We start from the raw sequence: 20,904 nt of genomic DNA on the forward strand, positions 1-20,904 counted from the left end.
CCGATCAGGCTTTCGCAGCCGAAAGGTCGATCATGCGCTGCACCGCCAGACGGGCTTTCTCGGCGATCTCCGCCTCGACCTCGATCTGCGTGGTCATCGTATGCAGCGACCAGAGCACTTTTTCGAGGGTGATCTTCTTCATATAGGGGCACATGTTGCAGGGCCCGATGAATTCGACCTCTGGATGGGCATCCGAGATATTCGAGGCCATCGAGCATTCCGTGACCAGCATCGCGCGCTGAGGCCGCTCGGCACTGACATAATCGAGAATGCCCTTGGTCGAGCCCGAGAAATCAGCTTCGGCCACCACATCGGGGGGGCATTCGGGATGGGCGATGATCCGCGTGCCGGGGTTCCAGTCGCGGAAATCGCGGATATCCTGTGCGGTATATTGCTCATGCACGATGCAGGAGCCTTCCCACCAGACAATGCGCTTTTCCGGCACCTGCGCGGCGACATTCTGCGCCAGATACTGGTCGGGGGTCATGATGATCGTCTCTGCGTCCAGCGCGCGGATGATCTGGACGGCATTGGACGAGGTGCAGCAGATATCCGAGGCCGCTTTCACCGCCGCCGTGGTATTGACATAGCTCACCACCGGCGCACCGGGATAGCGCGCGCGCATCTGGGCAATGCCCTCGGGCGTGATGCTTTCCGCCAGCGAGCAGCCTGCCGCCATATCGGGCATGAGCACGGTTTTCGACGGGTTCAGGATTTTCGAGGTCTCGGCCATGAAATGCACACCGCATTGCACGATCACATCGGCCTCGGTCCGGGTGGCCTCGACCGCCAGTTGCAGACTGTCGCCCACCACATCGGCAATCCCGTGAAAGATCTCTGGCGTCATGTAGTTATGCGCCAGAATCGCGGCGTTGCGTTCGCGCTTCAGCGCATTGATCGCGGCGACATAGGGCGCATGAATCGCCCAGTCGACCGGCGAGACCACGCGCGACATGCGGGCATATTCGGCCTGCATCGACGCCGCAAGCTCGGGGTTGGGCGCGAGATCATAGACCGTTTTCAGGTCATCACGGATGGCGGGCATGTCCAGCATGGCTAGGCTCCGATCACTCTGTCTGCGCCAGACCGCAGGCGGCCCCTGCATATGGGGGGTAGGTCAGGAAGATCAAGGGAAACCTGCAATTTCGCCGCATTTGCCGCATCACTGGTCGGAATTATGTCGCTTTGCCCCCAAGAGCGCCGCAAATCGTCACGCGCCCCCCGAACACGCCGCATAAAACGGAACCTTATGAATGCGGCCCCGTTGGGGGGGCTAAAGAGAGGTGTCGGATCATGTCGGATGAGGCAATGGAGAACGCGCAGGCGGCAAGCGCAGGACGCAGGGCACGCGGTGGTGGTGGCGGCGGCGCGGCGCGGCGCGCGGCGCGCACAGCGGTCAGCATCGAGACTGCACGCTATATCGAGCGCAATATTCCCAATCTGGAAGTGCTGAACGAAGAAGCGCTTGCCATCATCGAGACCAATGCCGAAACCGTGCTGGCCGAAATCGGGGTCAATTTCGTCGACAATCCCGAAGCCCTGCAGCGCTGGCGCGATGCCGGGGCCGAGGTTGAAGGCGAGCGCGTGCGCATCCCGCGCGGGCTGGCACGCCAGCTTTGCGCCACCGCACCGGGGCACTTCACCCAGCATGCGCGCAACCCCGCGCGCAATGTCGAGATCGGCGGGCGCAATCTGGTGCTGGCCCCGGTCTATGGCCCGCCCTTCGTGCGCGATGCGGCCGGCGGGCGGCGCTATGCCACGATGGAGGATTTCCGCAATTTCGTGAAGCTGGGCTATATGTCGAAATGGCTGCACCATTCCGGCGGCACGGTCTGCGAACCCACTGATATTGCCGTGAACAAGCGCCATCTGGATATGTTGCAGGCGCATATGGTCTATTCCGACAAGCCCTTCATGGGATCGGTCACCGAACCTGTGCGCGCGGCCGATTCGGTCGAGATGGCGAAGCTTCTCTTCGGATCGGATTTCGTCGATCAGAACACGGTGATGACTTCGCTGATCAATATCAACTCGCCGCTGACTTTCGATTCGGTGATGATGGGCGCGCTGGAGGTCTATGCGAAAGCAAATCAGGCCTGCATCATCTCGCCCTTCATCGTAGGCGGCGCAATGGCGCCCACGACCGTGGCGGGCACATTGACGCAGGTGCTGGCCGAGGTGCTGGCGGGCGTGGCCTATAGCCAGCTGGTGCGCCCAGGTGCGCCGGTGATCTTCGGGGCTTTTGTGACCTCGATCGACATGAACTCTGGCGCACCCACTTTCGGAACGCCCGAGGCTGCGCTGATCACCTATGGCGCGGGGCAACTGGCGCGGCGGCTGGGGCTGCCCTACCGTTCCGGGGGCTCGTTCTGCGGCTCGAAACTGCCCGATGCGCAGGCGGCCTATGAGACGGCGAACAGCCTGAACATGGCCCTGCTGGCGGGGGTGAATTTCATGCTGCATAGCTGCGGCTGGCTGGAAGGCGGGCTGGTCTCGTCCTATGAGAAATTCGTCATGGATGCCGACCAGCTGGGCGCGCTGCACGGGCTGGCGCGCGGGATCGACCTGTCCGAGAACGGGCAGGCGATGGATGCGATCCGCGAAGTCGGCCCCGGCGGGCATTATCTGGGCTGCGCGCATACGCAGGCGAATTTCAAGGATGCGTTCTGGCGCACCGATCTGCTGGATTACAAGCCGTTCGAGACCTGGGATGAGGAAGGCGCGCGCGATACGCAGGCACTGGCCTCGGTGCGCGTGGCGAAAATGCTGAGCGATTACCAGCAGCCCCAGCTGGATCCGGCGATTGCCGAATCGATCCAGGCCTTCATCGATCAGCGCAAGGCCTCGGAGCCCGACGCGTTCGGCTGAAAAAGTAGGGTGCGTGCTATAGCACGCACCCTACCAATGTTGCGCCGGGCGGCGGCGGTGGTCAGTCCGCACCCTTGACGATGTTCTTCGGCGTCAGCACGCCCTTTTGCAGGAAGAACACCAGCGCCGCGACGCTGAGCCCGATCAGGTCGGAAATCAGCCCGCCCGAGATCATCGCGATGGCCGCAAGACCCACGAAGATGCGCATGGGCCAGTTGATCACGCCAAAGAGCCATCCCTGCACTGCCGAGGCCAGCAGGTAGATGCCCAGGAGTGCAGTGAAGAACACATGGATGATGTTCCCCCATGCCCCCTGCATCAGAAGCCCGTCATTGAAGAAGAAGATGAAGGGCACGATGAAGGCGGCAAGCCCGATCTTGAAGCTCTCGACCGAGGTGCGCATCGGGTCTGACTGCGCAATCGCCGCGCCCGCATAGGCTGCAAGCGCCACAGGGGGCGTGATCGCCGACATGACCGCATAGTAGAAGATGAAGAAATGCGCGGTCAGCGGCTCAATCCCCATCCGGATCAGCCCCGGCGCGATCACCGCAGCCGCCACCGCGTAGGCCGCGGTCGTGGGCATGCCCATGCCAAGGATGATCGCCACCAGCATCGCAAAGACCAGCGCGAGGATCTGGCTCTGCCCGGCCAGCCCGAGCAGCATCGAGGAAAACCGCGTGCCCACCCCGGTCAGGGCGATCACACCGACGATGATCCCGGCGGCGGCACAGACCGCGACCAGTTGCAGCGACATGCGCGCGGCGATCTCGAACGCATAGAGGATTTCGCGCACCAGCATCTTATGCGGCGTGAACCAGCTTACGACCGCCGCCGAGGCCATGGCCAATGTGCCCGCCCGGATCACCGAATAGCCCATGAAGAGCGCGCCGATCAGGATAAGGATCGGGATGAACAGGAACACCCGCCGCACCAGCACGTCAAAGCGCGGCAGCATATCACGCGGCAGGCCCTTCATGCCCTTTTTCAGCGCCTCTTTGTCCACCATGAAATAGACCGAGGTGAAATAGAGGATCGCCGGGATGATCGCCGCAATCACGATGTCGCGATAAGCGATGCCGGTGATCTCGGCCATGATGAAGGCGCCCGCGCCCATGATGGGGGGCAGGATCTGCCCGCCCGACGATGCCGCGGCCTCGACCGAAGCTGCGGTCTGGGGCCGGTAGCCTACCTTTTTCATCAGCGGGATCGTGAGCGAGCCTGTGGACACCACATTGCCCGCCGAAGTGCCGTTGATCATGCCCATCAGCGCCGACCCGAACACGGCCACCTTCGCAGGCCCCCCGCGCGTGCCGCCCGCTGCCGCGAAGGCGAAATTGATGAAATACTCGCCCACCCGACTGGCCTGAAGGAAGGCGGCGAAGGTGATGAAGAGGATGATATAGGTCGAGGAAATCGCGGTCGTGGGCCCGAGGATACCGTTATCGGTATAGATGAAGCCGAAGAAGCGCGCGGGCGCATAGCCGCGATGGTTCAGGATGCCGGGCAGCCAGGGACCAACGAAGCCATAGGCCAGGAACACCCCCACGATAATCACCAGCGCAAGCCCCGCCAGGCGCCGCGTCAGTTCGAGGATCAGGATGATCCCGGCAATCGAGGCCCACATGTCATTGGTATGCGGGAAAACCTGCGCACGGGTACGCAAAAGATCGGCATGGCCGATGATATAGACACCGACGACAATCGCCGCCAGAGCCAGCAACGTGTCGGCCCAGGACAGACGCGCACGGTTGCGGATGGGCTGGATCCAGCTTGCGGCAAGCGCCAGCACTGTGCCGCCGATCAGCGGATAGCCAAATGTCATCAGATATTTGTCAGCAGGCGCACCGGTCACGATCCGGTCGCCCGTGGCCAGCATCAGCACCGCCTGTCCGAAAGCCAGCAGGATCAGCCCGCCGCCAAGCGCGAGCAGCACTTTCTCCAGCATCGAATAGGGCGCGTCGGTGCTGTCATCATGCAGCGCGCGCGCCGAAAACAGGATGAAACCGAGTGCAAGACCACCCGCCACATGGACCAGCCGGTAACGCCATGGCTCGGTCAGATCGATCGAGCGCAGGCCCAGAAGATCGGTCAGCCTGTCATGCAGGCCATTCATCGCACCCACATGGAATACGGTATAGAGGATGCAGAGCGCGGTGACGACCAGACCGACGATACCTGCAAAGACCCGCTGATTGCTGGTGACGATCTCATTATCGACGCCTTCGGCGATATTGTCGATTTCGGCTGGTACTTCTTGGGCAGATGATTGTGACATGGCTCCCCCGATCCGGTGAAAATGGGTAACCTCGGCGCAAGTGATCCACAGGATCGCCGCGATGCCGGAGGCGCTTTTGAAAAAGGTCAGGGCACCCACGCGCCCTGACCCATCAGCTTCAGGCGGATCGCAAGATCAGCCCCGCAGTTCGTCAGGGATCTCGATGCCGATTTCCTCGAAATAGCGCACAGCCCCCGGATGGAAGGGCAGGAAGCCGTTATTCGGCACTGCATTTTCCGGCAGAGTCGCTGCCGCCGCTGCGTGGATCTGCATCATGCGGTCGTTGTTTTCCATCACCAGCTTGGTGATTTCATAGGCCAGCGATTCCGGCATATCGGCATGGGCAATCGCATAGTTCCACATCGCGACCGAAAGCTGGTCCTCATCCTGCGTAGTGTAGGTGCCCGCAGGAATGTTGAATTGCGACACTTCCGGATGCGCCTCAAGGATCGTGGCCAGTTCTTCCTCGGTGAAGCCGAACATCACGACATCGGCTTCGGCGGCGAGTTGCGAGAAGGCCCCGATCGGCAGACCGGCTGCGAAGACGAAGGCGTCAACCAGACCGTCCTTCAACTGGCCCGCGGTGTCGGCAGCGCCTGCATTCGAGATGGTTGCATTGACGCCCAGCGTTTCCAGGAAGCGCGGCCAATAGGTGCCGGGCGTACCGCCGGCAGGGCCGACGCCGACGCGCTTGCCATCAAAATCGCTGACCGAGGTGATGCCGCTTCCGCGCAGGGCGACACCCTGGAAGGGCGTTTCATACATCGGGAAAAGCGCGCGGATATCGGTATGCGGCAGGCCGGGGGCCAGTTCGCTTTCGCCATTCCAGGCTTCAAATGCCGGACCCATGGTCACAAGACCGATATCATGGTCGCCCATCTGGGTCAGCGTCACGTTCTGGACCGGGCCGCCGGTGACTTCACCCGAGGCATTCAGGCCAAGCTCTTCGCCAAGGAAACCGGCCAGACCATTGCCATAGACGAAATAGACACCGCCCTGACTTGCCGTGCCGACGGTCAGATCAGACGGCCAGCCGGTACGATCCTGTGCAGTGGCCATGGAAACCGACATGACTGCCGCTGCGGCCAGAGCCGTGAAATTGGTATAACGCATTGGGACCTCCCCTTTTATTTTGCGTATATGTCCATGTCCGCCCGTCCCCTCCAAGGATCAAAGGCGGCACAACGCATAGTCAAGGCCCAAGCCCGCCTGCATTGCAAGCAAAGCTGCAGGGAAAAAAACCGATGTTAGCGCCAAAACCGGTCGGGATGTATAGAAAGCTACACATCAGCGCCGGGCCATGTATCGAAATCCACACATGTTCAGCGCTCATCCGCCTCGGTAGCGCTTCCGGCGCTCAGGAACTGGGCCTTGTCGATTCCGTATTTCATCAGCTTGTCATAGAGCGCCTTGCGCGACAGACCGAGGCTCTCATAGACCGGTTTCAGCGCGCCGTGATGACGGATCAGCGCATCGACCAGAAGTTTGCGCTCATGCGCGGCCATCTGTTCGGCAAGCGTCTGCGCCCCGTCCATCCCGGTCGCGACGTCGCTCGCGCGTTCCAGCCGCAGCACCGCGCGTTCGGCGGCATTGCGCAATTCCCGCACATTTCCCGGCCAGGAGGCGCGGGCCAGCTCTGCCAGAAAGGCCGGGTTGACCTGCGGCACGGGCAGACGGTGGCGCGCAGCGGCTTCGGACAAAAGCCGCATGAAGAGCGCGGGGATATCCTCGACCCGCTCGGACAGGGGCGGCACGCGCAGGCTGAGCGCGTTCAGGCGATAGAGCAGATCGGCGCGGAAGCGGCCTGCCGTGACCTCGGCTTCCAGCGGCACGCGGCTGGTGGCGATGAAGCGCAGGTCCAGCTCATGCTGCACATTCGAGCCCAGCGGCGAGATCACCCGGTCCTGCAACACGCGCAGGAGCTTGCCCTGCACATCCAGCGGCATGGCCCCGATATCATCCAGCAGCACCGTGCCACCGCGGGCATGATCGAACTTGCCCACCCGCGCACGGATCGCGCCGGGAAAGGCGCCGACCTCATGGCCGAAGAGTTCCGATTCGATCAGCGTTTCGGGCAGCGCCGAACAGGTGATGGCGACAAAGGGCTGCGCCGCGCGGGCCGAGAGGTCATGGAGCGCGCGCGCCACCACTTCCTTGCCGGTGCCCGTATCGCCGATGATCAGCACATCGGCATCCGAGGGGCCGATGGTGCGCATCTGCTGGCGCAGATGGATCATCGCATTCGAGCGCCCGACCAGACGCGCCTCCAGATCATCCGACTGGCCAGCAACGGCGCGCAGGCGGCGATTGTCCAGCACCAGTTGGCGAAACTCCATCGCGCGCCGGGCAATCGCGGCAAGCTGCGCGCCGGAAAAGGGTTTCTCGATGAAATCATGCGCGCCTTCGCGCATGGCCCGCACCGCAAGCGGCACATCGCCATGCCCGGTGATCAGGATCACCGGAATATCGGCGTCGATCTCGTGGATGCGGGTCATCAGCGTCATGCCGTCCATGCCCGACATGCGGATATCGCTGATCACGATGCCGCCGAATCCGGCGGTGATCCGCTCCAGCACCGGTTGCGCCGCTTCGAACCCTTCGACCCCCAGCCCGGCCAGATCCAGCGCCTGTTCGGTCGAGGCGCGCAGATCCGCGTCATCATCGACCAGAAGCACCTTGCCAGGGCTCATTCGGCGGCCTCTGCGTGTCCACTTGCCGCCGCTTGCAGATCCAGCGTGAAGACTGCGCCGCCCTCGGGGTGGTTTTCCACCGCAAGCGCGCCGCCGAAATCGCGCATGATATTATACGAGATCGACAGCCCCAGCCCCAGCCCCTTGCCGACCTCCTTGGTCGAGAAGAAAGGATCAAAAATCCGCGCCTGCAGACCTTCGGCCACGCCCGGCCCGTGATCGCGCAGTGTGACCTGAACCCGCTCGCCCGCCGCCTGCGCGCGCAGATGCAGGCGCTTGTCCTGCGCGCCCTCGACCGCATCAATCGCATTGCTGATCAGATTGACCAGCACCTGTTGCAGCCGCACCGGCCCCGCCACCACCTGCAAGGGCACGGCGCCCAGATCCACCTCCAGCGTGACGCCGCTTTTGCGCAGACGCCAGCCGAGCAGTTCCTGCGCCTCGCTGATCGATTCTGCCAGCGCCACGGCGCGCAACTGCTGATTGGGCTTGCGGGCGAAATTGCGCAGATGGCGGCTGATCCGGGTCAGGCGGTCGATCATGCCCAGAATGCGGGCGATATTGCCCTGCGCTTCCTCGCGGCGGTCCTGTTCCAGCAGCAGTTGCGCATTCTCGGCATAATTGCGCGCCGCCCCCAGCGGCTGGTTGAATTCATGGCTGAGCGCTGCCGACATCTGCCCCAGAGCGGCCAGCTTCCCGGCCTGCACCAGTTCGGATTGGGTCTTGCGCAACTGCGCCTCGGTCGCGCGGCGCTCGGTGACTTCTTCTTCCAGTGCCACATTGGCCGCGCGCAACTGGCCGGTGCGCAGCGTGACCTGCCGTTCCAGATCATCCTTGGCCGCCTGTTCCATTTCCAGCCGCAGCGCCATCTGCCGCCGCCGCTGCCAGATGATCAGCGCCATCAGCGACAGAAGCCCTGTCGCCAGAAGGCCGATCGCCACGCTGGCCGCCGCCTGTGCCCGCGCCCTGCGCGTGGGCAAAAGCACCTGCACTGTCCAGTCGGCCTGCGGCATATGGCTTTTCACCACCAGATATTCGCTGGCCACCGCATCGCTGCCATGCCCCGACAAGAGCCGGAACCCGGCACGGTCGCTATGCATCTGGAAATCGATCTCGCCCAGTGCGGCATTGGCATAGCGCTGCGTCTGCTGCGTGCGCGCCAGCCGGTCGGGCGTCAGCGCGCCGAAAGCATGAAACAGCCAGTCCGGGCGGTTGGACAGAAAGATGATATCCTCGGGATCGGTCACGATGATGCGCAGATCCTCGGAGGCCCAGGCGCGTTCGAGATCATCGACATCGACCTTCAGCACCATCACGCCCAGCCGCTGCCCGGCCACATCTATCGCCGCGCCGAAATAATAGCCGCGCTTGTTCGAGGTGGTGCCCAGCGCATAGAACCGCCCCCGCCCTTCGGCCATGGCATCGAAGAAATACGGGCGGAAGGCAAAATTCCCGCCGACGAAACTGAGCGGCTCATTGAAATTCGAGGCCGCCAGCGTCACCCCGTCGCGATACATCACATAGAGATCGGACGCGCCCAGAAGTTCCGCCGCGTCGCGCAGATAGGTATTGGCGGCCATGATCAGGTCAGGATCGCGCGGGGCCAGCAGGAGCGAGCGGATCACGCGCTGATCGGCAAGCAATTCGGGCAGGCGCTCGAAACGTTCCAACTGGCCGCGAATGGTTGATTCGGCCAGATTCAGCGTGTTCTCGCCGCGATCATTCAGATCCTGAAAGCTGCGGGACAGCGCCTGCTGATGCGCGAGCCATGTCAGCAAAGCCAGCAGCGCCAGCCCGAAGGCCACGCCTGCCCAGATCAGAGCCTTGCCGGGCTGTCGCATCGCGCCCCATCTCCTGCCATACCGTGCCTTGGTATTTAGCACCGTCCGGGCGCGGAGTGTCAAATGCGCGTGTCAGGCATTGAACAGGAAATGCAGCACGTCGCCGTCCTTGACCTCATAGCCCTTGCCTTCGACGCGGAACTTGCCCGCTTCCTTGGCCCCGGTCTCGCCCTTATGGGTGACGTAATCGCCATAGGCGACGGTCTCGGCGCGGATGAAGCCGCGTTCGAAATCGCCATGGATGACGCCTGCGGCCTGCGGGGCAAGGGTGCCCTTGGGGATCGTCCAGGCGCGGGCCTCTTTCGGGCCGACGGTGAAATAGGTCTGCAGGCCCAGAAGCTGATAGCCCGCGCGGATCAACCGATCCAGCCCCGGCTCTTCCAGCCCCATCTCGGAGAGGAACATTTCGGCTTCCTCGGCGTCGAGCTGGCTGATCTCTTCCTCGATCTGCGCGGAAATCACCACATGCGCGGCCCCTTGGGCCGCGGCCATCGCAGCGACTTTCTCCGAGAGCGCATTGCCCTTGCCGGCAGAGCCCTCTTCGACATTGCACACAAAAAGCACGGGCTTCGCGGTCAGAAGCTGCAACATCCGCCAGGATTTGCGCTCTTCCTCCGAAACCTCGACCGTGCGGGCGGGCTTTCCGGCCTCCAGCGCGGCCAATGCGCGGCGCAAAAGCACATCCTGTTCCACTGCTTCCTTGTCACCGCCGCGCAGCTTGCGCGACAGATTCGCCAGACGCCGCTCGATGGATTCCATATCGGCGATCATCAGCTCGGTCTCAATGGTTTCGGCATCGGCCACCGGGTCGATCCGGCCTTCGACATGGGTCACATCATCATCTTCAAAGCAGCGCAGCACATGGGCGATCGCGTCCACCTCGCGGATATTGGCCAGAAACTGATTGCCCAGCCCCTCGCCCTTGGACGCGCCGCGCACCAGCCCGGCGATATCGACGAAGGTCATGCGCGTGGGGATCACCTCGCGCGATCCGGCGATCTGCGCCAATGTCATCAGACGGGCATCGGGCACAGCCACATCGCCCACATTCGGCTCGATCGTGCAGAAGGGGAAATTCGCGGCCTGTGCGGCGGCGGTTCTGGTCAGCGCGTTGAACAGGGTCGATTTGCCGACATTCGGCAGACCCACGATACCCATCTTGAAGCCCATGACTGTTCCCTTTCGCGCGACAACTGCTGCGCCGCGCTTTTAGGCGCAGGCGGGGGCCAAGACAAGGCAACAGCAGTTGATTCCCCGCGCGATTTGGCCCAAACCCGGAACGCAAGACAGGGACCGGGGCATGATGACCAGAATCGACCAGAAATTCGCCAAGCTGAAATCCGAAGGCCGCAAGGCTTTCGTCTCCTATATCATGGGGGGCGATCCGGATCTGGAAACCTCGCTTGCGGTGATGAAGGGCCTGCCGGGCGCGGGTGTGGATATTATCGAACTGGGCGTGCCCTTCACCGACCCGATGGCGGATGGCCCGACGATCCAGCTTGCCGGTCAGCGCGCGCTTGACGGCGGGCAGACACTGGCCCTGACGCTGGACATGGTGCGCCGCTTTCGCGAGGGTGATGACAGCACGCCCATCGTGCTGATGGGCTATTACAACCCGATCTATGCGCGCGGCGTGGATCAGTTCCTGAATGATGCGAAATCAGCCGGTGTGGACGGGCTGATCGTGGTGGATCTGCCGCCCGAGGAAGATAGTGAGTTGTGCATCCCGGCGCAGGCGGCGGGGCTGAACTTCATCCGGCTGGCCACGCCGACGACCGATGCGAAACGCCTGCCCAAGGTGCTGCAGAACACGTCGGGCTTTGTCTATTATGTCTCGATCACCGGGATTACCGGGGCGGCGGCGGCGCAGGCGGGCGATGTCGCGCCGGAAGTCGCGCGGATCAAGGCCGCGACCGATCTACCGGTGATCGTGGGTTTCGGCATTTCCACGCCAGAGACCGCAGAAGCGATTGCCAGCGTCGCGGATGGCTGCGTCGTGGGATCGGCCATCGTCAAGGAAATCGCGGCTGGCAGGCCCGTGGCCGAGGTGCTGGCCTATGTCCGCACGCTTTCGGACGGGGCGCATCGCGGCTGAAAACTGAAGGCTTGGGGGGCGGGCTTTGTCGCAAGTGCAGAAGCGCCCGCTCATGGCCCCCCCTGCCCATGCCATTCGCGGGCGCTTGCCCGTGCGAAGGCGCACGGGCGGGCATTCGGGTTGCGGCCCGTGCGGTCTGCAGCGGTCATTTGCAACGCAAACAGCCGCGCCTTTTCAGGGACGCGGCTGGGGGATAATCCACTTGAACGACGGCAAGCGCGGGCTTAGCGCCCGGCGATCTGCATCATCGGGTCGGCCCCGGCGCCCAGCACCACGGTCCACCACAGCTTGCCATTATCGTCCTGATGCCAGCCCACGCCGATTTCATTGGCGCGGCGATCCAGAATCACCGGGCGCGTCTCGGGCTCGATCATCCAGGCATTGACGGTCTCGACCTCGGTCTCGAATGTCTCGGAGATCAGCTCACCCACAAAGGTGCCGCGATAGCCTGCGCGCTGGGCGCGCTGCATCGGGCTGGAACCGTCAGACCCCCAGTGCCAGGGGCGGCTCTGGAAGGACATGTCCTGCGCATGGGTCGCGGCCGCACTGGTCAGCGCCGCATTGGCCTGCAAGGGTCCAAGCCCGTTCTGTGCGCGCATGGTGTTGATTCCGTCCTGCACACGCTGGCGCACCCGCGGGGCGTCAGAGGGATTGATTCGGACCACCACCGGCAAGGGGCGACCATCGCTTCCCAGAGGAACCTGAGTGGCGGGGCCGGGGGCCTCGCAGGCTGACAGCGCCAGCACAGAGATCGCAATCAATGCGAAGGGACGAAACATAGATAACACTTTCTCATTTAGTCAGGTGTTGACTTAGCGAGTCGGGATCGGGTTTTCAAACACAACTCGGCGAGTTTTTGCCGCTGGTCACGACAGACGTGGCTTTCCTGCACTTAGTCCGGAAGTGACGGGACCGGAAGCAGATTCCGGGATTTACACCTACGGAAGAGGGGACTGTGGCCCAAAAGTGTTGCGAAATTGACGACGTTGCCGGAAAGAGCCGCAGTTCTGAAGAACTATGGATTGCAACTGTCCTGAGAACATGATTTTCACCAGATCACGACATTTCGTCTTGGGAGCCGGGCCAACTTATCGTGTACCGGCGCGTTCTGGAGGTTACTATGAAGAAACTCGCACTTGCTGCTGCCCTGTCGTTGGCTGCCACCTCGGCATTCGCCGGCAAGCATGGCAAATACTCGGAGCCGGTCATCGAGCCCGCAGTGGTTGTCGCTGAAACCAAAGCTTCCTCGGGCGGTATCATCGTCCCGCTGATGCTGCTCCTGATCGTTGCTGCGGCTGTTGCTGCGAAGTAATTCGCACAACACTGAAGTATTCAGGAAAAGGTGACAGGGCTTCCTGTCACCTTTTTTATTTGCGCGGCGCAGGCATGCAGCACGACGGCCCCAGAGATCAGCGCGCTGTCCAGCCCGCGAGATTGGCCTCGATCACCGCAGCCAGTGCCTCTATATGGTCAGCCTCGTCATTGAGGCAGGGGATATAGGTGAATTTCTCGCCGCCCGCTTCCTCGAAGCTCTCGCGAATCTCTTCGTTGATCTCTTCCAGCGTCTCGATGCAATCGGCGGAAAAGGCCGGCGCCACGACCGCCAGCCGCTTCACACCCTGCCGGGCCAGATCGGCGACATGCTCCACCGTATAGGGCCGCAGCCATTCTTCGCGCCCGAAGACCGACTGGAAGCTGGTCTGCACCACGTCCTTGCCCCAGCCCAGTTCCTCGCGCAACAGCCGCGTGGTTTTCTGGCACTGGCAATGATAGGGGTCGCCCTCCATCAGATAGCGCTTCGGCATGCCGTGATACGAGGTCACGAGCACCTCTGGCTTTTCTTCCATCGCGTCATAGGTCCGGCGCACCGAATCAGCCAGCGCGCGGATATAGGCCGGGTGGTCGAAATAGGGTGCGACCGTGCGCGCGGCGGGTTGCCATTTCTGGGTCATCAGCGCGCGGAAGAACTGGTCGCAGGCCGTAGCAGAGGTGGCGCCGGCATATTGCGGATAAAGCGGGAAGAAGAGGATTTTCTCGCAGCCCGCCGCGACCATTTCATCGACCTTGGACTGGGTCGAGGGATTGCCATAGCGCATGCAGAAATCGACCATCACACCCTCGCCGAATCGCGTGGCCATCGCCTCGGCCAGTTTCGCGGTCTGATCCTTGGTGATCGTCATCAAAGGGCTTTCGCCCTTGTCGTGATTCCAGATGGATTTGTAATTCGCCCCCGAGGTGAAGGGCCGCTTGGTCAGGATGATCAGTTGCAAGAGCGGCTGCCATTTCCATGCCGGATAGTCGATCACGCGCTTGTCGGACAGAAACTCGTTCAGATAACGCCGCATCGACCAGTAATCGTAATTGTCGGGCGTGCCCAGATTGGCCAGAAGCACGCCGATCTTCGCCTGCGGCACCGGCGGGTGATCGGGACTGGCATGTTCCAGACGCCCCGCGCCGGGCCGGTCCAGTCGGACAGGGCAACGCCCGGTCTGCGTCTCTGGCTGTGCCTCAAGCATGGCTCTATCCTTCATGGCTCTGACCTTGGCGCTAAAACGAAACTCAGCGTGATGTAACGGCTTTCGCGGCGGAATCAATCTTTGGGCGCGGGTTTGGGCGGGTCGCGCAGCGGTCTTTCTGTCGCACCCAGCGCATCCGCAAGCCGGGTTTGGGCGGAACCGGGGCGCAGCGGTTTGGGTTGGTTCTCCGCTGGCGCCCAGCCGGTCAGAAAGACCAGATCGAAAGTCGCGCGCAGCAATCCCGCCGGGTCGGCGAAATGCGCGGCATAGATCTCGGCCGCGCGGTCGAACAGGCGGCGCGGTGCGCTGTTGCGACGTCGTGCCGCAAGCGCATTCTGCTCGCCCATGGCGCGCAGATCGCCAAAAAGCGTGCGCAGCGCCCGATATTGCACCTGCTGCGAGGTGACATCGGCCACGGGCAGCGCGAATCCCGCCCGCTGCAACAACGCGCCCAGATCGCGCAATTCCGCCATCGGCAGCACGCGCGGGCTGAGGCCGCCTGTCAGTTCGACCTCGGCCTGTGCGAGGGCCGCGCGCAATTCCGCCAGTGTCTGCCCGCCCGGCAATACCGCCAGAAACAGCCCGTCGGGGCGCAGCGCGTGACGCGCCTGCACCAGTTGACCCACCGGGTCCGAGGCCCAGTGCAGGCTCATGGCATGGATCACCAGATCATGCGCGCCGCGCTCCAGCGCCAGCACCGGATCATCCGCCACGACCCGCGCGCCGGGCAGGAAATCGCCCCAGACCTGCGGCAGACCGCAGATCACGGCGGGTTGCGTAAACCTTCTGTTAACCTCGCTGAGCCTTAACTGGAGTTCCTCGCGTGCGAGATCATGCAGGAACAGATCACCGCCCGCCCGCGCGCGGTTGCGGGCAAGGGCGGTGCGATCAGCGATATCCGGGGGCGACTGGGTCATGGTGAGGGCCTGTTTAAGATGGTCGGTTTGGAAATGCAAAAGCTGAAACACCGCCTGATCGGCGGGGCACAGACGGCGCTGCGAGCGATCTACCCGCCGCAATGCATGTGCTGCGATGCGCTGGTCGAGGAACATGGCGCGCTCTGCGCGTCCTGCTGGCCGCAAGTGCCGTTCATTTTCGGCCTGTGCTGCGACAGTTGCGGCCTGCCCCTGCCCGGTCAGGATGACGGCGCCCCGGTGCAATGCGACGAATGCCTGACCCTTGCGCGGCCATGGGAACAGGGACGCGCGGTCATGCTCTATGGCGAGAAGGCCCGCCAGATCCTGCTGGGGCTGAAATACCATGACCGGCTGGACCATGCGGGCCCCGCCAGCCTGTGGCTTGCGCGCCATGCGAAACCTCTGATCCGGCCCGATATGCTGGTGGCCCCGATCCCGCTGCACTGGCTGCGCTTCGTCAAGCGCCGCTACAATCAGGCGGCACTGCTCAGCACGGGCCTCGCGCGCCATCTGGGTCTGGAGCATTGCCCCGATCTGCTGATCCGCACCCGCAACACCGGCACGCAGGACGGGCGCGGGCGGATGGGGCGCTTTGCCAATGTCGCCGATGCCTTTGCCGCCCATCCCGGACAGGGCGCGCGCATCAGCGGGCGCCATATTCTGCTGGTGGATGATGTGATGACCGCGGGCGCAACCTTTGCGGCAGCGACCGAGATCTGCCTTGCCCATGGGGCGCGTTCCGTCCGGGTTATTGCACTGGCACGCGTTGCAAGGCGGGAATGATTCTCTATAGTGCAGCGCGAAACCCCGATTTGCGAGGCACTGGCATGCAACCAGTTGAAATCTATACATCGCCCCTTTGCGGCTATTGCCATGCCGCCAAGCGCCTGCTCGGTGCCAAGGGCGTCAGCTTCACCGAGATCGACGTCTCGCGCGATCCGGCGCAGCGCGATACGATGGTCAGCCGCTCGGGCGGGGCGCGCACTGTGCCGCAGATTTTCATCGGTGATATCCATGTCGGCGGCTGCGATGATCTGCACGCGCTGGACCGTCGCGGCCAGCTTGACCCGCTGCTGAAAGGCTAGGCGCATGGGATTCACGGCTGCCCTGATCCAGATGACATCCAGCGACGATCCGGCGACGAATCTGGAACAGGCGCGGGCATATCTGCGCGAGGCGGCGTCCAGGGGCGCGCAGATCGCGCTGACCCCGGAAGTGACGAATTGCATCTCGTCGAGCAAGGCGCATCAGGATCGTGTACTCTGCCATCAGCAGGACGACCCGACACTTGCCGGGCTGCGCGAGACCGCGCGTGAAACCGGGATCTGGGTGCTGATCGGCTCGCTGGCGCTCAAGACAGATGACCCCAGGGGCCGGTTCGCGAATCGCTCTTTCCTGATCGACCCCGAAGGGGCGATCCACAGCCAGTATGACAAGATCCATATGTTCGATGTGCAGGTCTCGGAAAGCGAGACTTACCGCGAATCCGCAGGGTTCCGCGCCGGATCCGAGGCCGTGGTGGCCCAGACCCCGCTGGCGAATTTCGGCCTGACCGTCTGCTATGACCTGCGCTTTCCGCATCTCTTTCGCGCGCTGGCCAAGGCCGGGGCCGAGGTACTGACCCTGCCTGCGGCTTTCAGCCCGGTGACAGGCGTGGCGCATTGGGAAACACTGGTGCGCGCGCGCGCCATCGAGACCGGCTGCTTCGTCCTCGCGCCTGCGCAGACCGGGCGGCACGCGGCCAGCGAGGGGCGCCCACGCGCGACGCATGGCCATGCACTTGCAGTCGCGCCCTGGGGCGAGGTGCTGCTGGATATGGGCACGGAACCCGGTGTGGGGCTGGTCTCGATCGACCTTGCCCGCGTGGTCGAGGCCCGCGACCGCGTGCCGGCCCTGTTCCATGACCGCGATTTCACCACCAGCGCCGGGGCGAAGGCATGACTTCTGCGCGCGGTGATCTGGCCAATGCGCTGTTCAGCGAATTGCTGATGGCCGATCAGCTTGCGCGCAACCGGCTGTCCAAAGTGCTGCCCAAGGGGATGGAGCTGTCGCATTTCGGGGTGCTGAACCTGCTGGTGCGCCAGCAGGTCGAACTCAGCCCCGCCGATCTGGCGCGCGCCTTTCATGTCACGCGCGGGGCGATGACCAACACGCTGGCGAAGCTGGAATGGGCGGGATATGTGCATATCCGCCCCGACTGGGACGATGCGCGGCGCAAGATGGTGGCGATCAGCCCGGCAGGGCGCGCGGCGCGCGATGCCGCCCTTGCGGCGATCACGCCGCTGATCGACGATGCGGTGCAGATGCTGGGAGAGGAGCGCGTGCGCCAGACCATCCCGGTCCTGCGCTCGCTGCGCCAGCGGCTGGTCGAGGAAGACGGGCTTTGACGCGCAGCCCCTGCGCGCCCGCTTAGCCTTTGCGCAGATGGGCGGCTGATTCGTGGATCGCCTTGTACTGCCCGCCGGGACGATGCACCCACAGGTAACTTGGCAGAACCGTCTCCATCGGGGTTGGGGTGATCCCCAGATCCGCCAGCCCCTTGGCGCCCTCGCTGACCACATTGTCGCGGGCCAGATTGCGCACCTGATCGCGGGTCAGCAGCGAATTGGTGAACAGCCCCAGCGTGACCGATTGCGCAACGCCCAGAGCGCCCGCCATGAGCCGCGCCACGGGAAAGGGCATGTTCAGCAGGATGCGGTTGCGCCGGATCTCGGCCAGCATCCGCTGCATCATCCCGCGGAATGTGGCGACTTCCGGCCCGCCCAGCTCGTAAACCCCCGGTTCGGCACCTTCGAGCACCACCTTGCTTGCGGCGGCGGCGACATCATCGACATAGACCGGCTGAAACCGCGTCTCGGCGCCCACCAGGGGCAGGAAGGGCGAAAACCGCGCCATGCCCGCGAAGCGGTTGAAAAGCTGATCTTCGGTCCCGAACATCAGCGAGGGCCGCAGAATCACCGCACTCGGGAAATGCTCGGTCACAAGCGCCTCGCCCCCGGCCTTGCTGCGCTGATAGTGGCTGTCGGAACCCGCATCCGCGCCGATGGCCGAGATATGCACCAGCGTCTTTGCCCCCTGCTCTGCCGCGATCCGCGCCACGCGCCCGGCCCCTGTGGCCTGCACATCGTCAAACTTGTTCGGGCCTTTCTCGAACAGGATGCCGACACAATTGACCACCGCATCCGCCCCGGCGATCACCGCCCGCACCGAGGCATCGTCGCGGATATTGCAGAAGACCGGCTCGACCTGCCCGACCACGCCATAGGGTCTGACATGCAGCGCCTCGTTCGGGCGTCGGACAGCCACACGCACGCGCCAGCCCGCCTGAGCCATGCGCCGAGCGATATACCGGCCGAGGAATCCAGAACCGCCAATGATGGTGACAAGCTGCGACATCTGCGTTCTCCGCGTTTTCGGGTCGTCGCCTGAATACCGCTCGCGGCGCTTCTCGACAAGGCAGAACAGGATTTTCCGCAAGATTGCATTTTCGCCCGTTGACACCGCCAGCCCCGCGCCATAAAGAGCGCCCTACGCAACCTGCCCAGGTGGCGGAACTGGTAGACGCGCTAGCTTCAGGTGCTAGTGCCCGTACGGGCGTGGAGGTTCGAGTCCTCTCCTGGGCACCATATCTTTCAGCTAACCCGCTGAAACATATGGCGGAATCAGCCGGGCAGGTTGCGGGTATCTTCCCCGATCACTCAATGCTTGCGCCATCTGCGGCGGCAGATCGTGACCGCACGGGCAATGCGCCATTGCGGAATATACCGACACGCACCCTTGCAGGATTGTCCCGGAATCGCTTGGCGGTCCCCGGCAGCCTGACTGGAACATAGAGTGAACTTTAAGCATTGACGCCTTCCTGCGGCGCGCTATGACTGCACCATCATGAGCGCCCCTGTCCTTGTCTGGTTCAAACGCGATCTGCGCCTTGGCGATCACCCGGCGCTGGCCCTTGCCGGGGCGCGGGTGCTGCCGGTCTATATCATCGAGCCGGACTACTGGGCCCTGCCCGACAGCTCTGCGCGCCAATGGGCCTTCACCTGCGAAGCGCTGGCCAGCCTGCGGACGGAGCTTGCCGCCCTTGGCCAGCCGCTGATCACCCGCTGGGGCGAGGCGGTCGCGCAACTGTCGCGGATCTGCACGCAGCACGGGGTGAGGCGCATCTTCAGCCATGAGGAAACCGGCAATGACTGGACTTATGCCCGTGACCGGCGCGTCGCGGACTGGGCGCGCGCAAACGGGATCGACTGGGTGGAACTGCCGCAATGTGGCGTGATCCGGCGGCTGACATCCCGCGATGGCTGGCAGGGTGCGCGCAACCGCTTCATGCGCCAGCCCCTTGCGCCCGCGCCTGCGGCGCTGGAGCCGCTTGTGACCACAGACCTGCCCGAACGCCTGCCCGATGCCCGCGCGCTGGGTCTGCCCCCCGATCCCTGCCCCCACCGCCAGAATGGCAGCCATGCCAGCGCACGGCAGGCGCTGGACAGTTTCCTGGCCACACGCGGGGCCAGCTATCGCCGCGCCATCTCTTCGCCGCTCAGCGCTGAACGCGCCTGCTCGCGGCTCTCGCCCTATCTGGCGCTGGGGGTTCTGTCGGTGCGGCAGGTGGAACAGGCCCGCCAGCAGGCACGCGCTGCGCATGCGGGGGCAAAGGACTGGTCCGAGGCGCTACAGAGCTTCGGCAAACGCCTCGCATGGCGCGATCATTTCATCCAGAAGCTGGAGGATGAGCCGGAAATCGAGACCCGCTGCCTGCATCCCGCATATGAGGGGCTGCGCGGCACCGATGCGGCCCGGCTTCAGGCATGGTGCGCGGGCGAAACCGGGCTGCCCTTCGTGGATGCCTGCATGCGCTATCTGAGCGCGACCGGCTGGCTGAATTTTCGCATGCGTGCGATGCTGATGTCCTTCGCGTCCTATCATCTGTGGCTGGACTGGCGGCAGACCGGGGCGCATCTGGCGCGGTGCTTCACCGATTATGAACCGGGCATTCACTGGAGCCAGTGCCAGATGCAATCGGGCACCACCGGCATCAACGCATTGCGCATCTATAACCCGGTGAAACAGGGGCATGATCAGGATCCGCAAGGCCGCTTCATCCGCACATGGGTGCCGGAACTGAAATCCGTGCCGCTGCCCTTTCTGCACCGGCCCTGGGACTGGCCCGAGGCCGGGCGGCATCTCGCAGGGCGCTACCCCGAACCGATTGTCGATCCGGAACAGGCGGGGCAGGAGGCGCGCGACCGGCTCTGGCGGCTGCGCAGGCACGCGGGGTTTCAGGCGGCCGCTCATAGCATCGCGCAGAAACACGGCTCGCGCGCGCGCAAAAACACGCCGCTGCGCCGTGGCCCGCATCCCATGCCCCCTGCCGCGCAACTCAGCTTCGATCTGTGAGCCCCGGCGCGACCCCGCGAAACGCCCGGTCGGACCTTCACTGAGCGGGGCGGAACACGGTCGCAATACCCCTGAATACGATCCTCTCAGAGTATAACATCGCTCTAACGCAGCGTTAACAGGTGCTGTTGCATGGTTGTTCCATCGCGACAGATTGAGTCGCAAGATGGTGCTTTCGATCCTGCCCCCCGCGACCACATTCGCACCGGCAGGAAAGAAAATGCCTGAGACAGAGACGAAACCTTTTCCTGCCTGCGGCGTTGGCCACGGGCGTCATGGATAGACAATAACCATCCCGCGCCGAAAGC

Annotated in this window: 18 protein-coding genes and 1 tRNA gene; 9 read left to right on the plus strand and 10 right to left on the minus strand. The window is 63.7% G+C overall.

Features of this window, described 5'->3' with window-relative positions; genetic code table 11:
- Positions 1-4: 4 nt before the first annotated feature.
- A complete protein-coding gene (gene nadA, locus BG457_RS04815) occupies positions 5-1,054 on the minus strand; it encodes a quinolinate synthase NadA (protein ID WP_071795840.1) in 1,050 nt (349 codons plus the stop codon).
- Positions 1,055-1,293: 239 nt separating this feature from the next.
- Between nadA and BG457_RS04820 the strand changes: the two genes are divergently transcribed.
- The gene (locus BG457_RS04820; protein WP_425434908.1) at positions 1,294-2,868 is read left to right on the plus strand and encodes a trimethylamine methyltransferase family protein; all 1,575 of its coding nucleotides are present in this window, start codon (positions 1,294-1,296) and stop codon (positions 2,866-2,868) included.
- A gap of 61 nt (positions 2,869-2,929) precedes the next feature.
- On the opposite strand, the gene BG457_RS04825 is transcribed toward BG457_RS04820, so the two are convergent.
- The 5 genes from BG457_RS04825 to ychF form a co-directional block, all read right to left on the minus strand.
- The gene (locus tag BG457_RS04825) at positions 2,930-5,143 is read right to left on the minus strand and encodes a TRAP transporter permease (RefSeq protein WP_071796064.1); all 2,214 of its coding nucleotides are present in this window, start codon (positions 5,141-5,143) and stop codon (positions 2,930-2,932) included.
- A 135-nt stretch (positions 5,144-5,278) separates the two neighbouring features.
- Positions 5,279-6,256, minus strand: a complete 978-nt coding sequence (locus BG457_RS04830) for a TAXI family TRAP transporter solute-binding subunit (protein ID WP_071795842.1) — start codon at positions 6,254-6,256, stop codon at positions 5,279-5,281.
- Between the two features lie 209 nt (positions 6,257-6,465).
- Positions 6,466-7,833, minus strand: coding sequence for a sigma-54-dependent transcriptional regulator (locus BG457_RS04835; protein WP_071795843.1), 1,368 nt, complete (start codon positions 7,831-7,833; stop codon positions 6,466-6,468).
- The gene (locus BG457_RS04840) at positions 7,830-9,674 is read right to left on the minus strand and encodes a sensor histidine kinase (RefSeq protein WP_071795844.1); all 1,845 of its coding nucleotides are present in this window, start codon (positions 9,672-9,674) and stop codon (positions 7,830-7,832) included. Before BG457_RS04840 ends, BG457_RS04835 begins: the two co-directional genes overlap by 4 nt.
- A gap of 72 nt (positions 9,675-9,746) precedes the next feature.
- Positions 9,747-10,844 carry a redox-regulated ATPase YchF gene (ychF, locus tag BG457_RS04845; protein WP_071795845.1) on the minus strand — a complete coding sequence of 366 codons (1,098 nt, stop codon included), beginning with the start codon at positions 10,842-10,844 and terminating at the stop codon, positions 9,747-9,749.
- Positions 10,845-10,977: 133 nt separating this feature from the next.
- On the opposite strand from ychF, the gene trpA reads away from it, so the two are divergent.
- Entirely contained in the window at positions 10,978-11,769 is a 792-nt protein-coding gene (gene trpA / locus BG457_RS04850) for a tryptophan synthase subunit alpha (protein ID WP_071796065.1), read from the plus strand.
- 224 nt (positions 11,770-11,993) lie between these two features.
- Here trpA and dalA read toward each other — a convergent pair whose 3' ends face one another.
- Positions 11,994-12,548, minus strand: a complete 555-nt coding sequence (dalA, locus tag BG457_RS04855) for a divisome-associated lipoprotein DalA (RefSeq protein ID WP_071795846.1) — start codon at positions 12,546-12,548, stop codon at positions 11,994-11,996.
- 341 nt (positions 12,549-12,889) lie between these two features.
- Between dalA and BG457_RS04860 the strand changes: the two genes are divergently transcribed.
- Positions 12,890-13,081, plus strand: a complete 192-nt coding sequence (locus BG457_RS04860) for a hypothetical protein (protein WP_071795847.1) — start codon at positions 12,890-12,892, stop codon at positions 13,079-13,081.
- Positions 13,082-13,178: 97 nt separating this feature from the next.
- Here BG457_RS04860 and hemH read toward each other — a convergent pair whose 3' ends face one another.
- Entirely contained in the window at positions 13,179-14,285 is a 1,107-nt protein-coding gene (gene hemH, locus BG457_RS04865) for a ferrochelatase (protein ID WP_084657466.1), read from the minus strand.
- A gap of 74 nt (positions 14,286-14,359) precedes the next feature.
- Positions 14,360-15,202, minus strand: coding sequence for a methyltransferase domain-containing protein (locus BG457_RS04870; RefSeq protein ID WP_071795848.1), 843 nt, complete (start codon positions 15,200-15,202; stop codon positions 14,360-14,362).
- Between the two features lie 18 nt (positions 15,203-15,220).
- On the opposite strand from BG457_RS04870, the gene BG457_RS04875 reads away from it, so the two are divergent.
- From BG457_RS04875 to BG457_RS04890, 4 genes are read left to right on the plus strand one after another with little or no spacing between them, the layout of a single operon-like run.
- Positions 15,221-15,985, plus strand: a complete 765-nt coding sequence (locus BG457_RS04875; RefSeq protein ID WP_245770927.1) for a double zinc ribbon domain-containing protein — start codon at positions 15,221-15,223, stop codon at positions 15,983-15,985.
- A gap of 44 nt (positions 15,986-16,029) precedes the next feature.
- Positions 16,030-16,287 carry a glutaredoxin 3 gene (gene grxC, locus BG457_RS04880; RefSeq protein WP_071795849.1) on the plus strand — a complete coding sequence of 86 codons (258 nt, stop codon included), beginning with the start codon at positions 16,030-16,032 and terminating at the stop codon, positions 16,285-16,287.
- Positions 16,288-16,291: 4 nt separating this feature from the next.
- A complete protein-coding gene (locus BG457_RS04885) occupies positions 16,292-17,143 on the plus strand; it encodes a carbon-nitrogen hydrolase family protein (protein ID WP_071795850.1) in 852 nt (283 codons plus the stop codon).
- On the plus strand, positions 17,140-17,589 hold the full coding sequence (locus tag BG457_RS04890; RefSeq protein ID WP_071795851.1) for a MarR family winged helix-turn-helix transcriptional regulator: 450 nt from the start codon (positions 17,140-17,142) through the stop codon (positions 17,587-17,589). Before BG457_RS04885 ends, BG457_RS04890 begins: the two co-directional genes overlap by 4 nt.
- A 22-nt stretch (positions 17,590-17,611) precedes the next feature.
- Here the strand turns inward: BG457_RS04890 and BG457_RS04895 are convergent, their stop codons facing one another.
- Positions 17,612-18,598 (minus strand): complex I NDUFA9 subunit family protein, encoded by a 987-nt coding sequence (locus BG457_RS04895; RefSeq protein WP_071796068.1) that lies wholly within the window; start codon positions 18,596-18,598, stop codon positions 17,612-17,614.
- A 143-nt stretch (positions 18,599-18,741) separates the two neighbouring features.
- On the opposite strand from BG457_RS04895, the gene BG457_RS04900 reads away from it, so the two are divergent.
- A tRNA-Leu gene (locus tag BG457_RS04900) sits at positions 18,742-18,828 on the plus strand.
- Between the two features lie 259 nt (positions 18,829-19,087).
- Positions 19,088-20,596 (plus strand): FAD-binding domain-containing protein, encoded by a 1,509-nt coding sequence (locus BG457_RS04905; RefSeq protein ID WP_071795852.1) that lies wholly within the window; start codon positions 19,088-19,090, stop codon positions 20,594-20,596.
- Positions 20,597-20,904 lie beyond the last annotated feature (308 nt).

This window comes from Natronohydrobacter thiooxidans (genome assembly GCF_001884735.1).
GTDB classification, from domain to species: Bacteria; Pseudomonadota; Alphaproteobacteria; order Rhodobacterales; family Rhodobacteraceae; genus Roseinatronobacter; species Roseinatronobacter thiooxidans_A.